Genomic DNA, 17,781 nt, shown 5'->3' on the forward strand with positions numbered 1-17,781 from the left:
CCAGGGACGCGCGAAACGCAATGGCCAACGCTTGACCATCCAGACAGTCGCTCTCCCCTTGCGGGAGAGGGTGGCCCACGCAGTGGGTCGGGTGAGGGGTCGCCCTCCGCTAACCGGACGGGCCTTTCAACCCCTCATCCGTCAGCTTCGCTGACACCTTCTCCCGCAGGGGGAGAAGGACGTCCCTTTCAGCCGCACCGCGTCCACCGGCCCGCATCCAGATGCAGGTGGTCGGCGTGGGCGGCGTTGTAGTCCGGGCTCAGCACCACGCCGAACACCCGGCAGGCGCCGTCACGGACCGCGCGGACGAAGCGGCCTTCGTCCGTGTCACGGCGGAAGTCGCGGGTCACGGTGATCCGGCGCCCGTCAGCCAGGCGAAAGCCGGCGATGTCGAGCGCGTTGGCGCGGGCGTGCTCGCTGGGCCGCTCGCCCGGCCGGCCGTAGATCGTGCGGCAGGCGTAGCTCCCCAGGTGGTCGACGCGGACCACCGCCTGGCTCAGCCGCTCGCGGGCCGCCGGCGCCAGGACTTGCCGCTCCCACAGCGCATAGCGCAGGGCCATCGGGCAGGTCATGACCGGCGCGGCGGGCGACAGGCGGCTGGCGACGCGCACCGTGTCGCGGGTCGAGCAGAAACCCTCGTCCTTTTCCGGCTGGTCGACGACACTCAGCCGGCCTTCGCGCAGCGCCGCCCGGCAGGCGGCGGGATCGGCCGCGATCCGCGACAGCTTGCCCGCCGTCGCCAGGCCGATCGGCTGGTTCAGCGAGAACGGCTTCCACGGCAGGTCCTGCGGCGGCGCGATCCGGTCGATCAGGATCAGCAGCAGCATCCCGGCCAGGGCCGCCTCCAGCAGGAGCGTCCACAATCCGGCCAGGGCCAGCGCTTCGGGGGAGACCGGTTTCACCTTGGTCCAACGAAGAGCGGCGCCATGGGTTCACTTGCGATCGCCGGCGCCGTACAGGCTGACGCTCTTCGGCGGAGTTGGCCCTACCGACATGCGTTTGACGATCGACAGGACCCTCGCGCCGCGTTTCGCCCTCTTGTGCCTGGGCATCTGGCTGAACGCCGCCGACACCCTGGTGACGGCGACGATCATGCCCAGCGTCGCGCGCGACATCGGCGGCTACGCCTATTTCGGCTGGTCGGTGGCGGCCTATCTGACGGGCTCGATCGTGGCCGGCGCCTGCTCGGGCAAGCTGTCCCTGGCCCTGGGCCTGCGCCGCGCGACGGCGTTCAGCGGCCTCGTCTACGCGATCGGCTGCGCGATGAGCGCGGTCGCGCCGGACTTCGTCACCTTCATCCTCGGCCGCCTGGTCCAAGGCCTGGGGGCCGGCGCGGTCGTGGCGCTGTGCTACGTCGCCATCACCGCCTTGTTCCCCGAGAGCCTGTGGCCGCGCGTCTATGGCGCGGTGGCCGGCGTCTGGGGCGCGGCGACCTTGCTGGGCCCGACCCTGGGCGGGCTGTTCGCCGCCATCGGCTTCTGGCGCGGCGCGTTCTGGATGTTCGTCGTCCAGGCGATCATCTTCATCGCCGCCGTCATGGTCATGCTGCCCGCCGACAAGGGCGACGCCGCCCGAGGCCGCGTGCCTGTTCCGCAATTGGCCCTCCTGGTGCTGGCCGTCAGCCTGATCGGCGCGGCCGGCGTCGTCGCCTCGCCCCGGCTGGCTGTGAGCCTGGCGGTCGGCGGTCTCATCGGCATGGCCGCCATGCTGGCCGTCAACGCCAGGACCCACGACCGCCTGCTGCCCAAGAGCGCCGCCGACCTGAGGACGGCCACGGGCCTGGGCCTGCTGACCATCTTCTCGACCGAGGCGGCGGTGATCGGCTTCACCGTCTATGGCCCGGCCTTCATCCAGGCGCAGCATAACGCCTCGCCGCTGCTGGCCGGCTATGTCGTCGGCGCGATCGCGGCGGGCTGGACGCTGTGCGCCCTGCTGGTCGCCAAGGTCCCGGCCGAGCGCGACGGCCGCTTCGTGCGGCTGGGCGTCGTCGTGATCCTGCTGGGCGCGCTCGCCAGCGCCTGGGCGACGCCGCGCGGGACGCTGACGGAGACCGCCCTGGCCCTGGCGGTGATGGGCGCGGGCTTTGGCCTGTGCCACGCCTTCATCGCCCGCCGGACCATCGGCGGCGCCCCGGCCGACGAGCAGGCCACGGCCTCGGGCGCGGTGCCGACCTCGCAACTGATCGGCGGCGCCACGGGCGCGGCCGGCGCGGGGGCGATGGCCAACCTGCTGGGCTTCAGCCACGGCATAGACCCGACGCTGGCGAACGCCCAAGGCCCGGTGCTCTTCGCCGCCTTCCTGCCGCTGGCGGTGGTCGGCGTGCTGGCGGCGTGGCGGTTGGGCGGTAAGGGCTAGGAGCCTACCCGCACGATGTCGGGCACGTCTGTCGCGCCGTGAATGGGCAGAACGACGCCGCCGTGCGGCCAAGGCGCGATCCTCAGGTCCGGCCGGGCCTTCAGCATCGCGGCGATCACCGGCTCGCGCGCGATCTCGGCGTCGCTCAGACGGATCGTCACGAACCCGCCGCCCTCGCGTGTGGCGCGCGGCAGGCCGGGGGCTGACAGCGGAGGCCTCGTCATGAGGCGCACGACGCGCTCCCGATCTGTCGGCGTGACGGCGAAGTCGATCGCCTCCCACGGGATGGTTCCGCGCCAGCGGCGCGTGAACACGCCAGCCTCGTCGATCCGGAGCTCAAGAGCCCTCCGCCAGCCGAGGATCACGGCGCGGGCGAACGCCGCCAGGCTTCCCAAGCCCCAGATCGCCGCCGCGGCCGCGCGGATCGGGTCGCCATCCTTCGTCAGCGCGACGCAGAGATAGCCCAGGTAACCCGCCAGTGCGGCCAGAGGCAGGGCCAGGGCCAACCTCTCAGAGCGCGTGCTGAGCGGTGTTGTCCAGATCCCCCCGCCATCCGTCCGCTTGCGGTTCTGCCAGGCGACAGCGCGCGGGCTCTTCAAGGCCTGCCAGCCGACTACGGCCGCGAACAAGGCGCCGCTGCTCAGCGGAGACTGGATCGGCGGCAAGGGCGCGGTCAGCCAGAGATGGACGAGCCAGGCGGCCATGACGACCGCCCAGGCCCGGACGGTGGTCGGCCAGTCGAGCAGATCAGCTTGGCGGCGCAGGGGGCGATAGTTCGGGGCCATGCTCAATCCTAAGACGCACCACCGCCCCTGTCACGCCTCCGCCAGCGCCGTCGCCTCCACCAGCTTCACCACGTCGCCCATGATCTGGGTGATCTTGAAATCCTTGGGCGTATAGATCCGCGCCACGCCCATCTGCTTCAGGATCAGGGCGTCGGCCTCGGGGATGATGCCGCCGGCGACGACGGGGATGTGGGAGAGGCCCTCGGCGCGCATCACGCGGATGACCTCCTGCACCAGATCCAGGTGCGAGCCCGACAGGATCGACAGGCCGATCACGTGGGCGCGGGTTTCCTTGGCGCGGCGGACGATCTCCTCCGGCGTCGAGCGGATGCCGTCATAGACCACCTCCATGCCGCAGGCGCGGGCGCGGGTGGCGATCTGCTCGGCGCCGTTGGAGTGGCCGTCCAGGCCGGGCTTGCCGACCAGGTAGGTCAGGGTGCGGCCCAGCACCTGGGAGACCCGCTCGACCTCCTTCTTCACCGCCTCGACATCCTCGGCCTCGCCGGTCGAGACGACGACGGCGACGCCGGTCGGACCGCGATACTCGCCGAACACCTCGCGCAGGGCGCCAGACCACTCGCCGGTGGTGACGCCGGCCTTGGCGGCGGCAATCGAGGGTTCCATGATGTTCGCGCCAGAGCTGGCGGCGGCCTTCAGGGCGGTCAGCGCGGCCTCGACGGCGGCGGGATCTCGCGCCTCGCGCCACGCCTTGATGCGGGCGACGACGTCGGCCTCGAGCCTGGGATCGACCGTCTCGATCGCCCCCTCGCCGGCCGACAGGGGGGACACTTCGGTCTCGGTCCAGCGGTTGACGCCGACCACGGTCAGGTCGCCGGTCTCGACGGCCCGAACCCGCTTGGCGTTGGAGGCGACGAGCTCGCCCTTCATGTAGTCGATGGCGTTCTGGGCGCCGCCCATGCCGTCGATCAGCGCCAACTGCTCCAGCGCGCCCTTCGACAACTCGGCGACCTTGGCCTCGACCACGTGCGAGCCGTCGAACAGGTCCTCGTATTCCAGCAGGTCGGTCTCGTAGGCCAGGACCTGCTGCAGGCGCAGCGACCACTGCTGGTCCCACGGACGCGGCAGGCCCAGGGCCTCGTTCCAGGCCGGCAGCTGCAGGGCGCGGCAGCGGGCGTCCTTGCTGAGCGTGACGGCCAGGGCCTCTATGAGAATCCGGTAGACGTTGTTCTCGGGCTGCTGCTCGGTCAGGCCCAGGCTGTTGACCTGCACCCCGTACCGGAACCGGCGGGCCTTGGCGTCCTGGACGCCGTAGCGCTCCAAGAGGATCTGGTCCCAGAGCTTGGTGAAGCTGCGCATCTTGCACAGCTCGGTGACGAACCGCACGCCCGCGTTGACGAAGAAGCTGATCCGCGAGGCGACGATCTCGAAGTCCTCGTCGGGGACCTGGCCGCCGGCCTTGACGGTGTCGAGCACGCTGATGGCGGTCGCCAGGGCGAAGGCCAGCTCTTGCTCCGGCGTCGCGCCCGCCTCCTGCAGGTGGTAGCTGCAGACGTTCATCGGGTTCCACTTGGGAACCTCGCGATAGCACCAGGCGATCATGTCGCCGATCAGCCGCAACGACGGGCCCGGCGGGAAGATGTAGGTGCCGCGCGACAGATACTCCTTGATTAGATCGTTCTGCGTCGTGCCCTGCAGTTTCTTGCGGTCGGCGCCCTGCTCGTCGGCCAGGGCGACGTACATCGCCAAGAGCCAGGCGGCCGGCGCGTTGATGGTCATGGAGGTGTTCATCTTCTCCAGCGGGATCTCGCTGAAGAGGGCGCGCATGTCGCCGAGGTGGGAGATCGGCACGCCGACCTTGCCGACCTCGCCCCGCGCCAGGATGTGGTCGGGGTCGTAGCCGGTCTGGGTGGGCAGGTCGAAGGCCACCGACAGGCCCGTCTGGCCCTTGGCGAGATTGGCTCGGTAGAGCGCGTTCGACTTCTCGGCGGTCGAGTGTCCGGCATAGGTGCGGAAGATCCACGGCGGATCGGGCGCATGCTGGTGCGGCGTCGAAGTCATGATCGCTCCCGGACTTATCGTTCTTGATTATCGGCGATCATGAGCCGGGATTTGCTGCGATGCAATATGGATTTCGCGGGTGCGAATGAGGGGGAAGACCCCTCTCTCTTTGAGAGAGGGGTTTCTTCACCGCCCCACGAACACCGCCGGCCGCTTGCTCATGAACGCCGCGCGCGCTTCGGCGTGGTCGGCTGAGGCGGCCAGGTCAAGGATCTCGGCCCCGGTCGTCGACACCCCGGACGCCACGCGCTTGGTCGCAGCCACCGCCAGAGGTCCGCGCGAGGCGATCACTCGCGCCATGTCGAGCGCCGCATCCAAGAGCCCGGCCGCCGGATGCGCCTCCGCCACGACCCCGTCCGCCAGCGCCCGCGCGGCGTCGAAGGGCGCGCCGGTCAGCAGGTGCGGCTTGGCGCGGCTCTCGCCCACCAGCTTCACCAGCCGCTCGGCCGAGGCGGTCAGTCCCATCCGCACCGCCGAACAGGCGAAGCTGGCGCGGTCGCTGGCCAGGCGGATGTCGGCGGCGAGCGCCAGCTCCAGTCCGCCGCCGATGCACCAGCCGTCGATCGCGGCGATCACCGGGACGCGGCAGGCGGCGACGCGGTCGCACATCGCCAGGAAGTTCAGGATCGCCGCCGTTTGCGCCGGCACGTCGCGGCTCATCGCCTCGGCGAGATCATCGCCGGTGCAGAAGGCGCCGTTGCGGCCCGTCAGCACCACCGCCCGGACGGCGGGATCGGCCTCGATGGCGGCGAAGGCCTGCAGCAGGCGCTCGCGCTCGGCCAAGGCCAGGACGTTGGCGGGCGCCACGTCGAGTTCGACGAGGGCGATCGAAGAGTCAGGATGGGACAGATGGATCATCGGCGGCCACCGTGGCCCGCTCCCGGCCTGTCCGCAACCTTTCCGCCACGGCGCCCGCGCGAGCGATGTTGCGGCGCACAAGATTCTGCTTGCCAGTTTCAAACATCTGTCTCAGCGTAGGGGCCTTCCGGAACGATTTTTGCGTTCGGAAGCCAAAAATGACCCGAAGGGGAGGTGTTTTTCGCGCCTTCACCGCCGGGCGCGCAGCCGAGTTTGACCTTCGAGCGTTGTTGCAGCGCAGAAGGAATGGGGAGTGAGATGACGACGCAGACGCTGGCGAAGACCGAGCTGAAGGACCTGTACGAGATCGGCGAGATCCCGCCGGCCTTCCACGTGCCGAAGACCATGTACGCCTGGAGCATCCGCAAGGAGCGCCATGGCAAGCCCTCGACGGCCATGCAGGTCGAGGTGGTTCCGGTCTGGGAGATCGGCGAGGACGAGGTGCTGGTTCTCGTGATGGCCGCCGGGGTCAATTACAACGGCGTCTGGGCCGCCCTGGGCGAACCGATCAGCCCGCTGGACGGCCACAAGCAACCCTACCACATCGCCGGGTCCGACGCCTCGGGCATCGTCTGGAAGGTCGGCGCCAAGGTGAAGCGCTGGAAGCCTGGCGACGAGGTCGTCATCCACTGCAATCAGGACGACGGCGACGACGAGGAGTGCAACGGCGGCGACCCGATGTTCTCGCCCAGCCAGCGCATCTGGGGCTACGAGACGCCGGACGGCAGCTTCGCCCAGTTCTGCCGGGTGCAATCCCGACAATTGCTGCCGCGCCCCAAGCACCTGACCTGGGAAGAGAGCGCCTGCTACACCCTGACGCTCGCCACCGCCTACCGCATGCTGTTCGGCCACAAGCCGCACGAGCTGAAGCCCGGCCAGAACGTCCTGGTCTGGGGCGCGTCCGGGGGCCTGGGCGTCTTCGCCACCCAGCTGGCCGCCGTCGCCGGCGCCAACGCCATCGGCGTGGTCTCCAGCGAGGACAAGCGCGAGTTCGTGCTGTCGATGGGCGCCAAGGCGGTGCTGAACCGCAACGACTTCAACTGCTGGGGCCAGCTGCCCAAGGTCAACGGCCCCGAGTTCAACGACTACATGAAGGAAAGCCGCAAGTTCGGTAAGGCGATCTGGCAGATCACCGGCAACCGCGACGTCGACATGATCTTCGAGCACCCCGGCGAGCAGACGTTCCCGGTGTCGGTGTTCCTGGTCAAGCGCGGCGGCATGGTCGTGATCTGCGCCGGCACCAGCGGCTTCAACCTGACCATGGACGCCCGCTTCCTGTGGATGCGCCAGAAGCGCGTGCAAGGGTCGCACTTCGCCAACCTGATGCAGGCCAGCGCCGCCAACCAGCTGGTGGTCGACCGCCGCGTCGATCCGTGCCTGTCGGAGGTCTTCCCCTGGGACCAGATCCCGGCCGCCCACGAGAAGATGCTGGCCAACAAGCACCTGCCCGGCAACATGGCCGTCCTGGTCTGCGCCCAGCGCCCCGGCCTGCGCACCGTCGAGGAAGTGCAGGAACTCAGCGACGCGCGGTAAAACGGGCAGATTTCGATTTAGACATCCGATCTCCCCGGCGAAGGCCGGGGCCCAGATTCATCCAGAACCGTTCGGGTTTTCGCGCCATCGCGCCGCGCTAGACTCCAGAACCAGCGGGCTCGATCTGGGCCCCGGCCTTCGCCGGGGAAACCGGGGGGAACTTACAAATATAAATTGACTCTTGCCCCACCTCCCTCAACCTCACAGCGAGGGCATTTGGGGGAACGGATGGCGAAGGATCGGATCGTCCTGCTGGACGCGCTGCGGGGTCTGGCGATCCTGGGCATCTTCCTGTGCAACATCCCGCTGGTCTTCGCGCCCGAGATCGTCGCCGAGAGCATCCCCTTCTGGCCGCACGGCCAGGCGCCGACCAGCCTGGCGGTGTGGTGGGTCACCCAGGTCTTCTTCCAGCAGAAGTTCTACACGCTGTTTGGCCTGCTGTTCGGCGCCTCGATCCTGCTGGTCGGCGGCGAGGGCGGCGACCGCTCGCGCACGGCGATGATCATCAAGCGCCTGCTGGCGCTGCTGGCCATCGGCCTGTTCCACGGCTTCGTCATCTGGCAGGGCGACGTGCTGTGGACCTACGCTTCGGTGGGCCTGGTCGCGCTGCTGGTCCGGGGCTGGAGCGCGCGTCGCCTGCTGACCGCCGGGATCATCATTCACCTGGGCCTCAACGCCTGGCGCTTCTCGCGACAGCTTAGCCGCGCCGCCCAGTTCGCCGCGCCGCTCCCGCCCCAGGTCATCACCCGCATAACGACGGAGGCCCAAACCGAGACGGCCGCCTTCACGGGCGACTTCGCCGCCTCCCTCGCCCGGACGAGCCACAACTACTGGGAGTTCGTCAGCAGCGCGTGGCAAGGTTTTCCCGACTGGCCGGTGATCGTACTGGGCCTGATGCTGATGGGCATGGGCCTGTTCAAATCGGGCCTGTTGAAAGGCGAAGCTTCGCGCGGCGTCTACATCGCCCTGATCGCGGTCGGCCTTTCGGCTCAAGCCCTGGTGGCGGCCGTGATGACGCTTTTCCTGGCGGCGCCGTCGCACCCCGGCGGGCTAGGCGGCCTGGCCCACTGGATGCAGAGCGTCACCGCGCCCGTCGTCAGCCTGGGCTATCTGGGGCTGATGGTCCTGGCGATGAACGCCAAGGCCTGGCGCGCCATCCCCGACCTCTTGGCGCCCGTGGGCCAGATGGCCTTCACCAACTACGTCTTCGAGTCGATCGTCATGACCACCCTGGCCTTCGGCGGCCGAGGCCCCGTGCTCTATGGCAAGCTGGACCGTCCGGCTCTGGCCGCTATCGTCGTCGTGACCTGGATCGTCCAGATCCTGGCCTCGCGCTGGTGGCTGAAGCGATTTTCCATGGGGCCGCTGGAGTGGGTCTGGCGATTGGCTTATCGCGGCCCGACCCCGCTGCGGCGCGGTCCAGCCTGACCCCCGCGGGCCTTTTACCAAATACTCAACTCCGGCTGGCATGGTCGGCCCGTCTCGCGCCGGGGCTCATAGGGGGCGCATCCGGTCCGCGGGACGGAGGACTGAACCATGCCGATACCCATCGAGACCCTGGAGTCCATAGTCGACGCCGGCGGCGGCTTCGAGATCGACGCACTCGTCTACACCCCGGAGCAGCTGATCAGCTTCATCGGCCGAATGGACACCACCGCCGTGCTGCGGATCCGCAACGCGTGCGCCTGGCCGACCAGCCAACTGCCCGTCGTGGCCCAGACCGCTCCGCCAGGGGTGGTCCAGTACGTCTTCTAGAAATTAGGCCCGCCTGGCCGGTATAGGGTCGCGGCCGCGCGTTTTGAGCGCGATCCTATATCCGCCGGGGGGCGACCGCGGATGAACATCCAAACCGAGGCGCTGGGGCCGACGCCGTCCGGGGGGCGCGGAAGGCTTCCGCTCATAATCGCCCTCGCCCACCGCCCTTCAAGCGGTGGATGGCCCGCGCTGGCGGCGTCTCCCTCCCATTTTCGGCGGTCGGCAAGGGCGACGGCATAGCCGACAAGGGCCTCGCCGCCTTCGGCGCGGGGCTCATGGCGGCGATCTTGCGGGCGTGGGCGGCGAACTCGCCACAGGCCTTGGCCCGCTCGCGGGCGCGCTTGATCAGGTCGGGATCATCGCTGTTCGCGATCGTCTCCCAGGCGGCGTCGAGGGCGGCCATCAGCTTGGCTTGCAGGCGGTCGCACCAGGTTTGGGCTTGGACTTGGGTCATGACCCGAGTTTGGGGCCGCTTCAGACCCCCGTGCGTAAGAAACCTGCGTTTTCCATCAAAACACTGATCCAAAACGCGTTTTTCTCAAAAACTACGAGCGTTGAGACCCTCGAGCCGCCCACCCTGTGGATAAATTTTCGCGTTCGGCCAATTGCCAGAGATCGCGTCCGCCCGCACAGTCGCGCGAAATCTTTGGGGGCGGCCTTCGGGGGAAGGTCGCAGGGGAGCGTAAAGATGAGCTGGGGTGGTAAGGTCGCTTTGACGGCCGTGGGCCTGGTGCTGGGGGTGGCGGCCGTGGTCGCCGTCCGCACCGCGACGTTCAAGGCGCCGGCCCAGGCCGATCCGGCCTCGGTCCATCTGGCCGCCGCGCGGCCCGTCGACGTCGCCAAGGCCGCCGATCACCTGGCCCAGGCCGTCCGCTTCCAGACCATCAGCCACCAGGACCGCGCCGAGGACCAGCCGGCCGAGTGGGATAAGCTGCACGCTTGGCTGCAGGCGACCTATCCGCAGGCCCACAAGGTCCTGACCCGCGAGGTCATCGCCGACCATACCCTGGTCTACACCTGGACCGGCTCGAACCCCGCCCTGCCGCCGATCGTGCTGATGGCCCACCAGGACGTGGTGCCGGTCACGCCGGGCAGCGAGGGTCAGTGGAAGCACGCGCCCTTCGACGGGGTGATCGCCGACGGCGCCGTCTGGGGCCGGGGCTCGATCGACGACAAGGGCTCGCTGGTCACCCTGTTCGAGGCGCTGGAGACGGTGGCCGCCGGCGGCTTCAAGCCGCTGCGCACGATCATCGTGGTCAGCGGCCATGACGAGGAGGTGCGCGGCGTCGGGGCCCGCGCCGCCGCGGCCCTGCTGAAGTCGCGCGGCGTCAAGGCCCAGTTCGTGCTGGACGAAGGCATGGCTGTCGTCGCCGACCACCCCGTGACCGGCAAGCCCGCGGCGATCATCGGCACGGCCGAGAAGGGCTATGCGACGATGAAGGTCGTCGCCCCGGCGACCGGCGGCCATTCCTCGGCCCCGCCCAAGGACGGCGGCGGCGTCGTGACCCTGGCCCGCGCGGTCGAGGCCATCCACGACAACGGCTTCCCGATGAAGTTCCAGGGCCCCGGCGCGGACATGCTGAAGGCGATCTCGCCGCACGCCTCGCCGGTGGTGAAGATCTTCGCCGCCAACACCTGGCTGTTCTCGCCGCTGCTGGTCTCGGTGACCGCCAAGAGCCCGGCGGGCGCGGCCATGCTGCACACCACCATCGCCCCGACCATGCTGAAGGGATCGCCGAAGGAGAACGTCCTGCCGCAGGACGCCACGGCCTGGATCAACTACCGCATCGCCCCCGGCGACACCTCGGCCACCGTGATGGCGCGGGCCAAGGACGCCGTCGGCGGCCTGCCGGTCGAGCTCTCCTGGAGCAAGACCCCGGACGAGCCCTCGGCCGTCTCCTCGACCAGCTCGGACGCCTGGAAGGTCCTGGCGGGCCTGGCCGGCGACGAGAGCGAGGCGCCGGTCGTGCCAGGCCTGGTCACCGCCGGCACCGACAGCCGCTACATGGGCGGGGTGGCCAGCGACGTCTACCGCTTCCAGCCGCTGGTGCTGAAGGTGGACGACACCAAGATGATCCACGGCACGAACGAGCGCCTGACGCTGGCTAATGTCGAGCGGATGGTCCGGTTCTATCAGCGTCTGGTCGAGACCGCCGCCTCCCGTTGAACGGCAAGCTTCAGCACGATTGTCGCATTGATCCGCGATAAGCCCTTTTTCTCTGGAACCCGCCGATGCCCGCCGACGACGCCCAGATCCTGACCCGCACGGCCAAGCTTCCCGACCGGTTCGGCGAAGGCTTCGTCCGCGACGCCTGGTACCTGGCCTGCCTGTCGCCCGACCTGAAGCCCGGCAAGACCGCCAAGCACGAGTTCCTGGGCGAGCCCGTCCTGATGGGCCGCACCCGCAAGGGCGAGGCCTATGCGATCGGCGACCTGTGCCCCCACCGCGCGGCCGCCCTCTCGGCCGGTCGCGTGCATCGCGAGGCCGACGGGACCGACAGTATCGAATGCCCCTATCACGGCTGGCGCTTCGGGTCGGATGGGGCCTGCAAGGCGATCCCGTCGCTGACCGCCGACAGCGAGTTCGATATCTCCAAGGTGCGCGTGCGCCGCTATCCGGTGGTCGAGCAACAGGGTCTCGTCTGGATATGGATGGCCTCGGACCCGCGCCGCGCGACCGCGCCGCCCGAGCCGCCCCCGACCATCCCGGGCGTCGTCGGCGGCCGGCCCAAACTGGTCGACCGCCTGGACTACGACGTCCATGTCGATCACGCCGTGCTGGGCCTGATCGACCCGGCCCATGGCCCCTATGTCCACCAGCAGTGGTGGTGGCGCACCAAGGCCAGCCAGCACGAAAAGCAGAAGACCTTCCGCCCGTCCGAGGCCGGCTTCACCATGGTCCGGCACGAACCGTCCAAGAACTCCAAGGCCTACGCCATCCTGGGCGGCGAGCCGCTGACCGAGATCACCTTCCGCCTGCCGGCCCTGCGCTGGGAGCACGTGACGGTCGGCAAGCGCCAGGTTCTGGCCCTGTCGGCCATGACGCCGATCAACGCCGGCAAGACGCGGATGAACCAGATCATCTGGTCCGATCACTGGGCCTTCGTGGCCCTGTCGCCAATCATCCGGATCGCGGCCCGCGCCTTCCTGCACCAGGACGGCAAGATCGTCGACTGCCAGACGCCAGGCCTCAAGCACAATCCGCCGCTGATGTGGGTGGGCGACGCCGACGCCCAGGCCCGCTGGTACCACCAGTGCAAGCGCGAATGGGCCGGCAGCCGGCTCGAGGGCCGCCCGTTCCGCAATCCGGTCAAGGAACAGACGCTGCGCTGGCGGACGTGAGCGAGCTGGAACCTTCCCGATAAACACCTGTGTCATCCCGGGCGGCGTAGCCGACCCGGGGCCCAGGGGGTGAAGGAACGCCGCGCGAGCCGCCCCTGGGTCCCGGCGCTCCGCGCTTCGCGCTGCGGCCGGATGACACGGAGTTTGTAGCTGCCTAAGGGCCACGAAAAAGCCCGCCCGGCCTGGGGGCCGGGCGGGCTCTCTCCTCGGAACGCGCCTTGAGGGACGGGTTCGGTCGCGCCCCGAAAACCAACCTCGATTAAGCGCGGTAGACGTAGGCGCTGGAGACGTAGCCGACGCCGACGCCGTCCTGGCCGACCAGGATCCACTTGCCATCGCCGGTGCGACCCAGGGCCTGGAACGTCTCGCCCGAGCTGACGGCGCCCAGACGAGGCGCGCGAGTCGTGGCGGCGGCGCGCAGGTTCAGGGTCGAGCGGGCGACGTACTTGTGGCCCATCTTGACCAGCGGCTCGGCCTCGACGTTCTGGGCGTAGCGATAGCCGCCCGACTTGTAGACGCCGCCGACCGCCTGTTCGGCCCGGGTCTTCTGCATGCCGCAGCCGATCGCCGAGCCGGCGCCCGCGCCGACCAGGGCGCCGATGGCCGTGCCCGTCCCGCGGTCGCCCTTGCCGGCGATCTGGTTGCCGGCCAGGCCGCCGACGAGGCCGCCAATCAGAGCGCCGACCTCCTGCTTGCCGCCCGAGGCCTTGCAGCCGACGACGCCGGCGCTGGCTTGCGGGGCCACGCTCATGCTCAGCGCCGCCGCGGCGGCGCCGAGGGTCAGGGTGATGGTCTTGGTCTTCTTGAAAGCCATTTGGCCAAACATGAGAGAACTCCTTCGTCCCTTGGAATGTCGCCGGGGTCATCAACCCCGTGAGACACACCATGGCAGGGCGAAGCTGAACGGTGTCGGCGACCCGACTGACAGAGTTCGTTCATGTTGGATTTTTCTTCGTCGGCTCGCGTCACTTCGCGCGAAACGTGTGCTTTTCATCGATACACTTGACAGGTGCATTGGACGAGCGCCTCATCTTCCGGACGAGGCGCGAGGCGCCCGGGCCTATAGGGGGCGAACATGCGTAGGATCGGTCTTACCGCGACGGCGATCGCCGTCGCGCTGGGCGGCGGCGCGTACCTGGCCAAGTCCGCTGTGTCCAAATCCACGGCCAAACCGCTCGTCGGCGTCGCCACGGTAACGCCCGTGCCGCTGCCGACGGGACCGACCTATCCCATGCCTCAGGCGGTCATCGACGCCTGGATCGTCGCCGGCGACACCACGGCCATCCGCGGTCACGCCTGGAGCCTGTGGCAGTCCATGGCCGCGCCGTCGGGCCAGTTCTTCAACGGGCAGGAGCTGCCGATCTGGGAAACCTGGGCGACCGGGGACGACGTCTTCCCGACCAGCTCGGCCGCCCTGAAGGCCGCCGGCGGGCCGCGCGCCGCAACCCTGTCCGCGCGCCTGGCCCAGCCCCGCGCCATCCGCCACTTCCGCACGCCGAACCAGTTCCATCACGCCGCGCTCAGGAGCGGGGCGCTCAAGAGCGGCTCGGTGCTGGGCGTTTCCAGCAGCACGGTCACCACCAAGTTCAGCCCGGAGGCGGCGACCTTCATCGATACGCCGCAGCCCGGCCCCGGCGGGACCTACAACTATTCCAGCGGCGCCAGTCTTCTGAAGCTGAACGCCGCCTGGCCCACGAACACGACGCCCGAGCTTCGCGGGATCAACCCCTTCCCGACCCAGGGGGTCGAGCTGAAGCCGGTCTACGGCGTGGTCAAGGCCACGGGCCTGACGATCCAGCCGCTGTGGCAAGGTCCCGCGGGCTCCACCAGACCCTCCAACCCCACGCCTGACACCTGGACGACCTGCGTCCTGATTTCGCCGACGGGGACCGGCCCGGTGCGGCCGGCGACCAAGGCCGAGATCGCCTCGGCGGGACCGCCCGGCGCGTGCACGACCTTCCTGTGGGCGCCGCTGTCGACCTTCTACGCGGTGCGGCTCAGCGCCCCGGAGGCCAAGGAATTCGCGACCGCGACCGGAAAGCCCGTCGCCCAGGGCGACTACGCCGTCCTGCAGGCGATGCACGTCAACACCAAGGAAATCCCGTTCTGGACCTGGCAGACCTTCTGGTGGCAGCCGGGCGCCGACACGCCCAATAACTTCCCCGGCAGCAAGCAGAACCAGCCCGCCAGCCTGGGCGCGCCCTGGAACAACTACGCCGCCTGCGCCGCCTACAGCCAGACGACGACAGTCGGCGGCTCGACCATGCAGGTCTGCTTCAATCCTTATCTCGAGACCGATCCGAGCATCCCCGTCGGCATCACCTCAAACTGCATGAGCTGCCACGGCGTGGCGGTGGTGGGCCAGGGCGCGACCTATCCGTCGAACTACAACAAGCCGATCGCCTTCTTCACCGATCCAACCTACTTCACGACCCAGAACACCCACACCGACTTCTCCTGGGCGGTGGCGGACGCGCAGTAGCGCCCCCGCCTGCGCGAAGGAGCGCCCCCGCCTGCGCGAAGGAGGAGGACCGTGATCCTCCCCCGAGCAACCGGGGGAGGTAGATCGGCGCGAAGCGACGACGCGGAGGGGGCGCTAAAGCCTTACGCCCCCAGCGCGTACGGTCCGCTCTTCTCCAGCGCGGCCTTCCAGGCGGGGCGGGCGTGCATCTTTTCGATCCAGGCGGCCAGGTTCGGATAGTCGCCCAGCTTGCCCATGGCCTTGGCCACCTCGGGCACGAAGCTCATCTGGATGTCCGCCCCGGTCAGGCTGTCGCCGACGAAAAACTCACGCCCCGCCAGGCTCTGGTCGGCGAACTTCAGGTGATTGGCGATCTCGGAATGGATGCGCGGGTGCAGCGGCGCGCCGGCCTCGCCCAAACGGCCGACATACATGTTGAGCAGCAGCGGCAGCATGGCCGAGCCCTCGGCGTAGTGCAGCCACTGCTGGTAGAGGTCGTAGTCGGCGCTCTTCATGTCCGGCGCCAGGCGGCCGCCGCCGTGACGGCGGATCACATAGTCGATGATCGCGCCGGACTCGATAATCACCCGGCCTTCGTCCTCGATCACCGGCGACTTGCCCAGCGCATGCACGGCCGTCAGCGAAGCCGGCGCCAGGCGCGTTTGCGGGTCGCGGGCGTGCTGGACGATCTCGTAGGGCAGGCCCAGCTCCTCCAGCAGCCACAGGATGCGCTGCGAGCGCGACTCGTTGAGGTGGTGGACCTTGAGCATCGGGTTCCCCGCATTTTTTGAGTTTTATGCTGCAGCGCGGCATTGCTCGCAGATGCGAAATGCGCCACGGTGAAAGAAAACAATTGTTTGGCGCAAAACATCTGTTTGGCCAAGGGGAGCAAGCCATGACCACGACCCTCGCGCGCGACAACACCGAAAACCTCGTCCTTCCCGGCCTGATCGGCCTGCTGCGCGAGGCCGCCGACGCGGCGGGGCTGTTCGTGGCCGAGGCCAAGCCCGCCGTCCTCGCCCACATCGCTCCCCCCAACGAGAAAGGGGGCGGCGGAAAGGTCGACCGCAAGCTGGCCGACGTTCACCAGCACCGCGTCCACGGCTATGGCTGGTACGCGTCCTACGCCGAGCTGCTGAACCAGGTCGCCGGCTGGGCCGAGCGGCTGGAGGCCGAGGGCCGGTTCGGCGAGATCGAGGCCCTGCTGGCCCAGCTGCTGTTCTCCGAATACTGCGCCCAAATGGTCGGCGGCGTGCCGATGAACCAGGGCGAGATCGTCCGCCCGGCGCACCTGGTCGAGGACCGGGCCGTCCTGAACCGCCTCTATTCCAACGGCCTGATGAAGCTGATGGTCGAGGGCGGGACCCAGGCCGTGAAGAGCCGCATCTCCCAGCGCTTGGCCGAGGCGCGCGGCCGGCCGACGCTGGAGAACACGGGCCTCGATGAGACCTTCGAGATGATCCGCGACCAGTTCCACGCCTTCGCCGAGGAGAAGGTCACCCCCTTCGCTCACGAATGGCACCTGAAGGACGAGCTGATCCCGATCGAGCTGGTGGAAGAGCTGGGCGAGCTGGGCGTCTTTGGCCTGACCATCCCCGAGGAATACGGCGGCAGCGGCATGGGCAAGACCGCCATGTGCGTGGTCTCCGAAGAGCTGTCGCGGGCCTGGATCGGCGTCGGCTCGCTGGCCACCCGCTCGGAGATCGCCGGCGAGCTGATCCTGACCGGCGGCACGGAAGAGCAGAAGCAATACTGGCTGCCCAAGATCGCCAGCGCCGAAATCCTGCCGACCGCCGTCTTCACCGAGCCGAACACCGGCTCGGACCTGGGCTCCCTGCGCACCCGCGCCGAGCTGAAGGGCGACCAGTATGTGGTGACCGGCAACAAGACCTGGATCACCCACGCCGCCCGCGCCGACGTGATGACCCTCTTGGTCCGCACCGATCCGGCCACCACCGACTATCGCGGCCTGTCCATGCTGCTGGCCCCCAAGCCGCGCGGGACCGATGAGACCCCCTTCCCGGCCGAGGGCATGAGCGGCGGCGAGATCGAGGTGATCGGCTATCGCGGCATGAAGGAGTACGAGCTGGGTTTCGACGGCTTCACGGTTCCCGCCGCGAACCTCCTGGGCGGCGTCCCTGGCCAGGGCTTCAAGCAGCTGATGGCGACGTTCGAGAGCGCCCGCATCCAGACCGCCGCCCGCGCCGTGGGCGTGGCCCAGGCCGCGCTGGAGGTTGGTCTCTCCTACGCCCTCGACCGCAAGCAGTTCGGCCAGGCGATCTTCGAGTTCCCGCGCGTGGCCAACAAGCTGGCCATGATGGCGGCCGAGATCATGGGCGTGCGCCAGCTGACCTATTTCGCCGCCAGCCAGAAGGACGAGGGCAAGCGCTGCGACCTCGAGGCCGGCATGGCCAAGCTGATCGCCGCCCGCGTCGCCTGGGCCGCCGCCGACAACGCCCTGCAGATCCACGGCGGCAACGGCTTCGCCATGGAATACGCCGCCAGCCGCCTGCTGGCCGACGCCCGGATCCTGAACATCTTCGAGGGCGCCGGCGAGATCCAGGCGCAGGTGATCGCGCGGCGGCTGCTGGATGGCGGGAACTAGACACCGACAAAGCTCCCTCTCTCTTCGAGAGAGGGAGGGGCCCGCGCCGCCAGGCGCGGGAGGGTGAG

The 17,781-nt window shown here is 69.0% G+C and carries 15 protein-coding genes; 8 read left to right on the top strand and 7 right to left on the bottom strand.

What is annotated here, in order from left to right:
- Positions 1 to 188: 188 nt before the first annotated feature.
- Positions 189 to 902 (bottom strand): extensin family protein, encoded by a 714-nt coding sequence (locus AX690_RS02835; RefSeq protein ID WP_066730238.1) that lies wholly within the window; start codon positions 900 to 902, stop codon positions 189 to 191.
- A gap of 91 nt (positions 903 to 993) precedes the next feature.
- Between AX690_RS02835 and AX690_RS02840 the strand changes: the two genes are divergently transcribed.
- Positions 994 to 2,355, top strand: coding sequence for an MFS transporter (locus tag AX690_RS02840; protein ID WP_066730239.1), 1,362 nt, complete (start codon positions 994 to 996; stop codon positions 2,353 to 2,355).
- On the opposite strand, the gene AX690_RS02845 is transcribed toward AX690_RS02840, so the two are convergent.
- The 3 genes from AX690_RS02845 to AX690_RS02855 form a co-directional block, all read right to left on the bottom strand.
- Entirely contained in the window at positions 2,352 to 3,140 is a 789-nt protein-coding gene (locus tag AX690_RS02845) for a hypothetical protein (RefSeq protein ID WP_066730240.1), read from the bottom strand. The genes AX690_RS02840 and AX690_RS02845 overlap by 4 nt on opposite strands.
- Before the next feature lie 30 nt (positions 3,141 to 3,170).
- Complete coding sequence (locus AX690_RS02850; protein WP_066730241.1) at positions 3,171 to 5,159, bottom strand: protein meaA; 1,989 nt, start codon at positions 5,157 to 5,159, stop codon at positions 3,171 to 3,173.
- 126 nt (positions 5,160 to 5,285) lie between these two features.
- Positions 5,286 to 6,017, bottom strand: coding sequence for an enoyl-CoA hydratase/isomerase family protein (locus tag AX690_RS02855; protein WP_066730242.1), 732 nt, complete (start codon positions 6,015 to 6,017; stop codon positions 5,286 to 5,288).
- 258 nt (positions 6,018 to 6,275) lie between these two features.
- Here AX690_RS02855 and ccrA point away from each other — a divergent pair, with 258 nt between their 5' ends.
- From ccrA to AX690_RS02870, 3 genes are all read left to right on the top strand, one after another.
- Positions 6,276 to 7,550 carry a crotonyl-CoA carboxylase/reductase gene (gene ccrA, locus AX690_RS02860; protein WP_066730247.1) on the top strand — a complete coding sequence of 425 codons (1,275 nt, stop codon included), beginning with the start codon at positions 6,276 to 6,278 and terminating at the stop codon, positions 7,548 to 7,550.
- Between the two features lie 228 nt (positions 7,551 to 7,778).
- The gene (locus tag AX690_RS02865; protein ID WP_066730249.1) at positions 7,779 to 8,978 is read left to right on the top strand and encodes a DUF418 domain-containing protein; all 1,200 of its coding nucleotides are present in this window, start codon (positions 7,779 to 7,781) and stop codon (positions 8,976 to 8,978) included.
- A 108-nt stretch (positions 8,979 to 9,086) separates the two neighbouring features.
- Positions 9,087 to 9,305 carry a hypothetical protein gene (locus AX690_RS02870; RefSeq protein WP_066730250.1) on the top strand — a complete coding sequence of 73 codons (219 nt, stop codon included), beginning with the start codon at positions 9,087 to 9,089 and terminating at the stop codon, positions 9,303 to 9,305.
- Between the two features lie 142 nt (positions 9,306 to 9,447).
- Here AX690_RS02870 and AX690_RS02875 read toward each other — a convergent pair whose 3' ends face one another.
- Complete coding sequence (locus AX690_RS02875) at positions 9,448 to 9,759, bottom strand: hypothetical protein (protein WP_066730251.1); 312 nt, start codon at positions 9,757 to 9,759, stop codon at positions 9,448 to 9,450.
- A 234-nt stretch (positions 9,760 to 9,993) separates the two neighbouring features.
- On the opposite strand from AX690_RS02875, the gene AX690_RS02880 reads away from it, so the two are divergent.
- A complete protein-coding gene (locus AX690_RS02880; RefSeq protein WP_066730252.1) occupies positions 9,994 to 11,472 on the top strand; it encodes a M20 family peptidase in 1,479 nt (492 codons plus the stop codon).
- A gap of 65 nt (positions 11,473 to 11,537) precedes the next feature.
- Positions 11,538 to 12,647 carry an aromatic ring-hydroxylating dioxygenase subunit alpha gene (locus AX690_RS02885; protein ID WP_066730253.1) on the top strand — a complete coding sequence of 370 codons (1,110 nt, stop codon included), beginning with the start codon at positions 11,538 to 11,540 and terminating at the stop codon, positions 12,645 to 12,647.
- A 259-nt stretch (positions 12,648 to 12,906) separates the two neighbouring features.
- Here AX690_RS02885 and AX690_RS02890 read toward each other — a convergent pair whose 3' ends face one another.
- On the bottom strand, positions 12,907 to 13,473 hold the full coding sequence (locus AX690_RS02890; protein ID WP_066730255.1) for an SH3 domain-containing protein: 567 nt from the start codon (positions 13,471 to 13,473) through the stop codon (positions 12,907 to 12,909).
- 249 nt (positions 13,474 to 13,722) lie between these two features.
- On the opposite strand from AX690_RS02890, the gene AX690_RS02895 reads away from it, so the two are divergent.
- On the top strand, positions 13,723 to 15,129 hold the full coding sequence (locus tag AX690_RS02895) for a hypothetical protein (protein WP_066730256.1): 1,407 nt from the start codon (positions 13,723 to 13,725) through the stop codon (positions 15,127 to 15,129).
- A gap of 122 nt (positions 15,130 to 15,251) precedes the next feature.
- On the opposite strand, the gene AX690_RS02900 is transcribed toward AX690_RS02895, so the two are convergent.
- Positions 15,252 to 15,878, bottom strand: coding sequence for a glutathione S-transferase family protein (locus AX690_RS02900; RefSeq protein WP_066730258.1), 627 nt, complete (start codon positions 15,876 to 15,878; stop codon positions 15,252 to 15,254).
- Positions 15,879 to 16,003: 125 nt separating this feature from the next.
- Between AX690_RS02900 and AX690_RS02905 the strand changes: the two genes are divergently transcribed.
- Positions 16,004 to 17,713, top strand: coding sequence for an acyl-CoA dehydrogenase family protein (locus AX690_RS02905; RefSeq protein WP_066730259.1), 1,710 nt, complete (start codon positions 16,004 to 16,006; stop codon positions 17,711 to 17,713).
- The last annotated feature ends 68 nt before the right edge of the window (positions 17,714 to 17,781 follow it).

The organism is Caulobacter sp. CCH9-E1 (assembly GCF_001556515.1).
GTDB lineage: Bacteria > Pseudomonadota > Alphaproteobacteria > Caulobacterales > Caulobacteraceae > Caulobacter.

Coding starts and splice junctions, on each gene's coding strand:
- AX690_RS02840 (WP_066730239.1), top strand. CDS start 994: ATGCGTTTGACGATCGACAGGACCCTCGCGCCGCGTTTCGCCCTCTTG.
- AX690_RS02845 (WP_066730240.1), bottom strand. CDS start 3,140: ATGGCCCCGAACTATCGCCCCCTGCGCCGCCAAGCTGATCTGCTCGAC.
- AX690_RS02850 (WP_066730241.1), bottom strand. CDS start 5,159: ATGACTTCGACGCCGCACCAGCATGCGCCCGATCCGCCGTGGATCTTC.
- AX690_RS02855 (WP_066730242.1), bottom strand. CDS start 6,017: ATGATCCATCTGTCCCATCCTGACTCTTCGATCGCCCTCGTCGAACTC.
- ccrA (WP_066730247.1), top strand. CDS start 6,276: ATGACGACGCAGACGCTGGCGAAGACCGAGCTGAAGGACCTGTACGAG.
- AX690_RS02865 (WP_066730249.1), top strand. CDS start 7,779: ATGGCGAAGGATCGGATCGTCCTGCTGGACGCGCTGCGGGGTCTGGCG.
- AX690_RS02870 (WP_066730250.1), top strand. CDS start 9,087: ATGCCGATACCCATCGAGACCCTGGAGTCCATAGTCGACGCCGGCGGC.
- AX690_RS02875 (WP_066730251.1), bottom strand. CDS start 9,759: ATGACCCAAGTCCAAGCCCAAACCTGGTGCGACCGCCTGCAAGCCAAG.
- AX690_RS02880 (WP_066730252.1), top strand. CDS start 9,994: ATGAGCTGGGGTGGTAAGGTCGCTTTGACGGCCGTGGGCCTGGTGCTG.
- AX690_RS02885 (WP_066730253.1), top strand. CDS start 11,538: ATGCCCGCCGACGACGCCCAGATCCTGACCCGCACGGCCAAGCTTCCC.
- AX690_RS02890 (WP_066730255.1), bottom strand. CDS start 13,473: ATGTTTGGCCAAATGGCTTTCAAGAAGACCAAGACCATCACCCTGACC.
- AX690_RS02895 (WP_066730256.1), top strand. CDS start 13,723: ATGCGTAGGATCGGTCTTACCGCGACGGCGATCGCCGTCGCGCTGGGC.
- AX690_RS02900 (WP_066730258.1), bottom strand. CDS start 15,878: ATGCTCAAGGTCCACCACCTCAACGAGTCGCGCTCGCAGCGCATCCTG.
- AX690_RS02905 (WP_066730259.1), top strand. CDS start 16,004: ATGACCACGACCCTCGCGCGCGACAACACCGAAAACCTCGTCCTTCCC.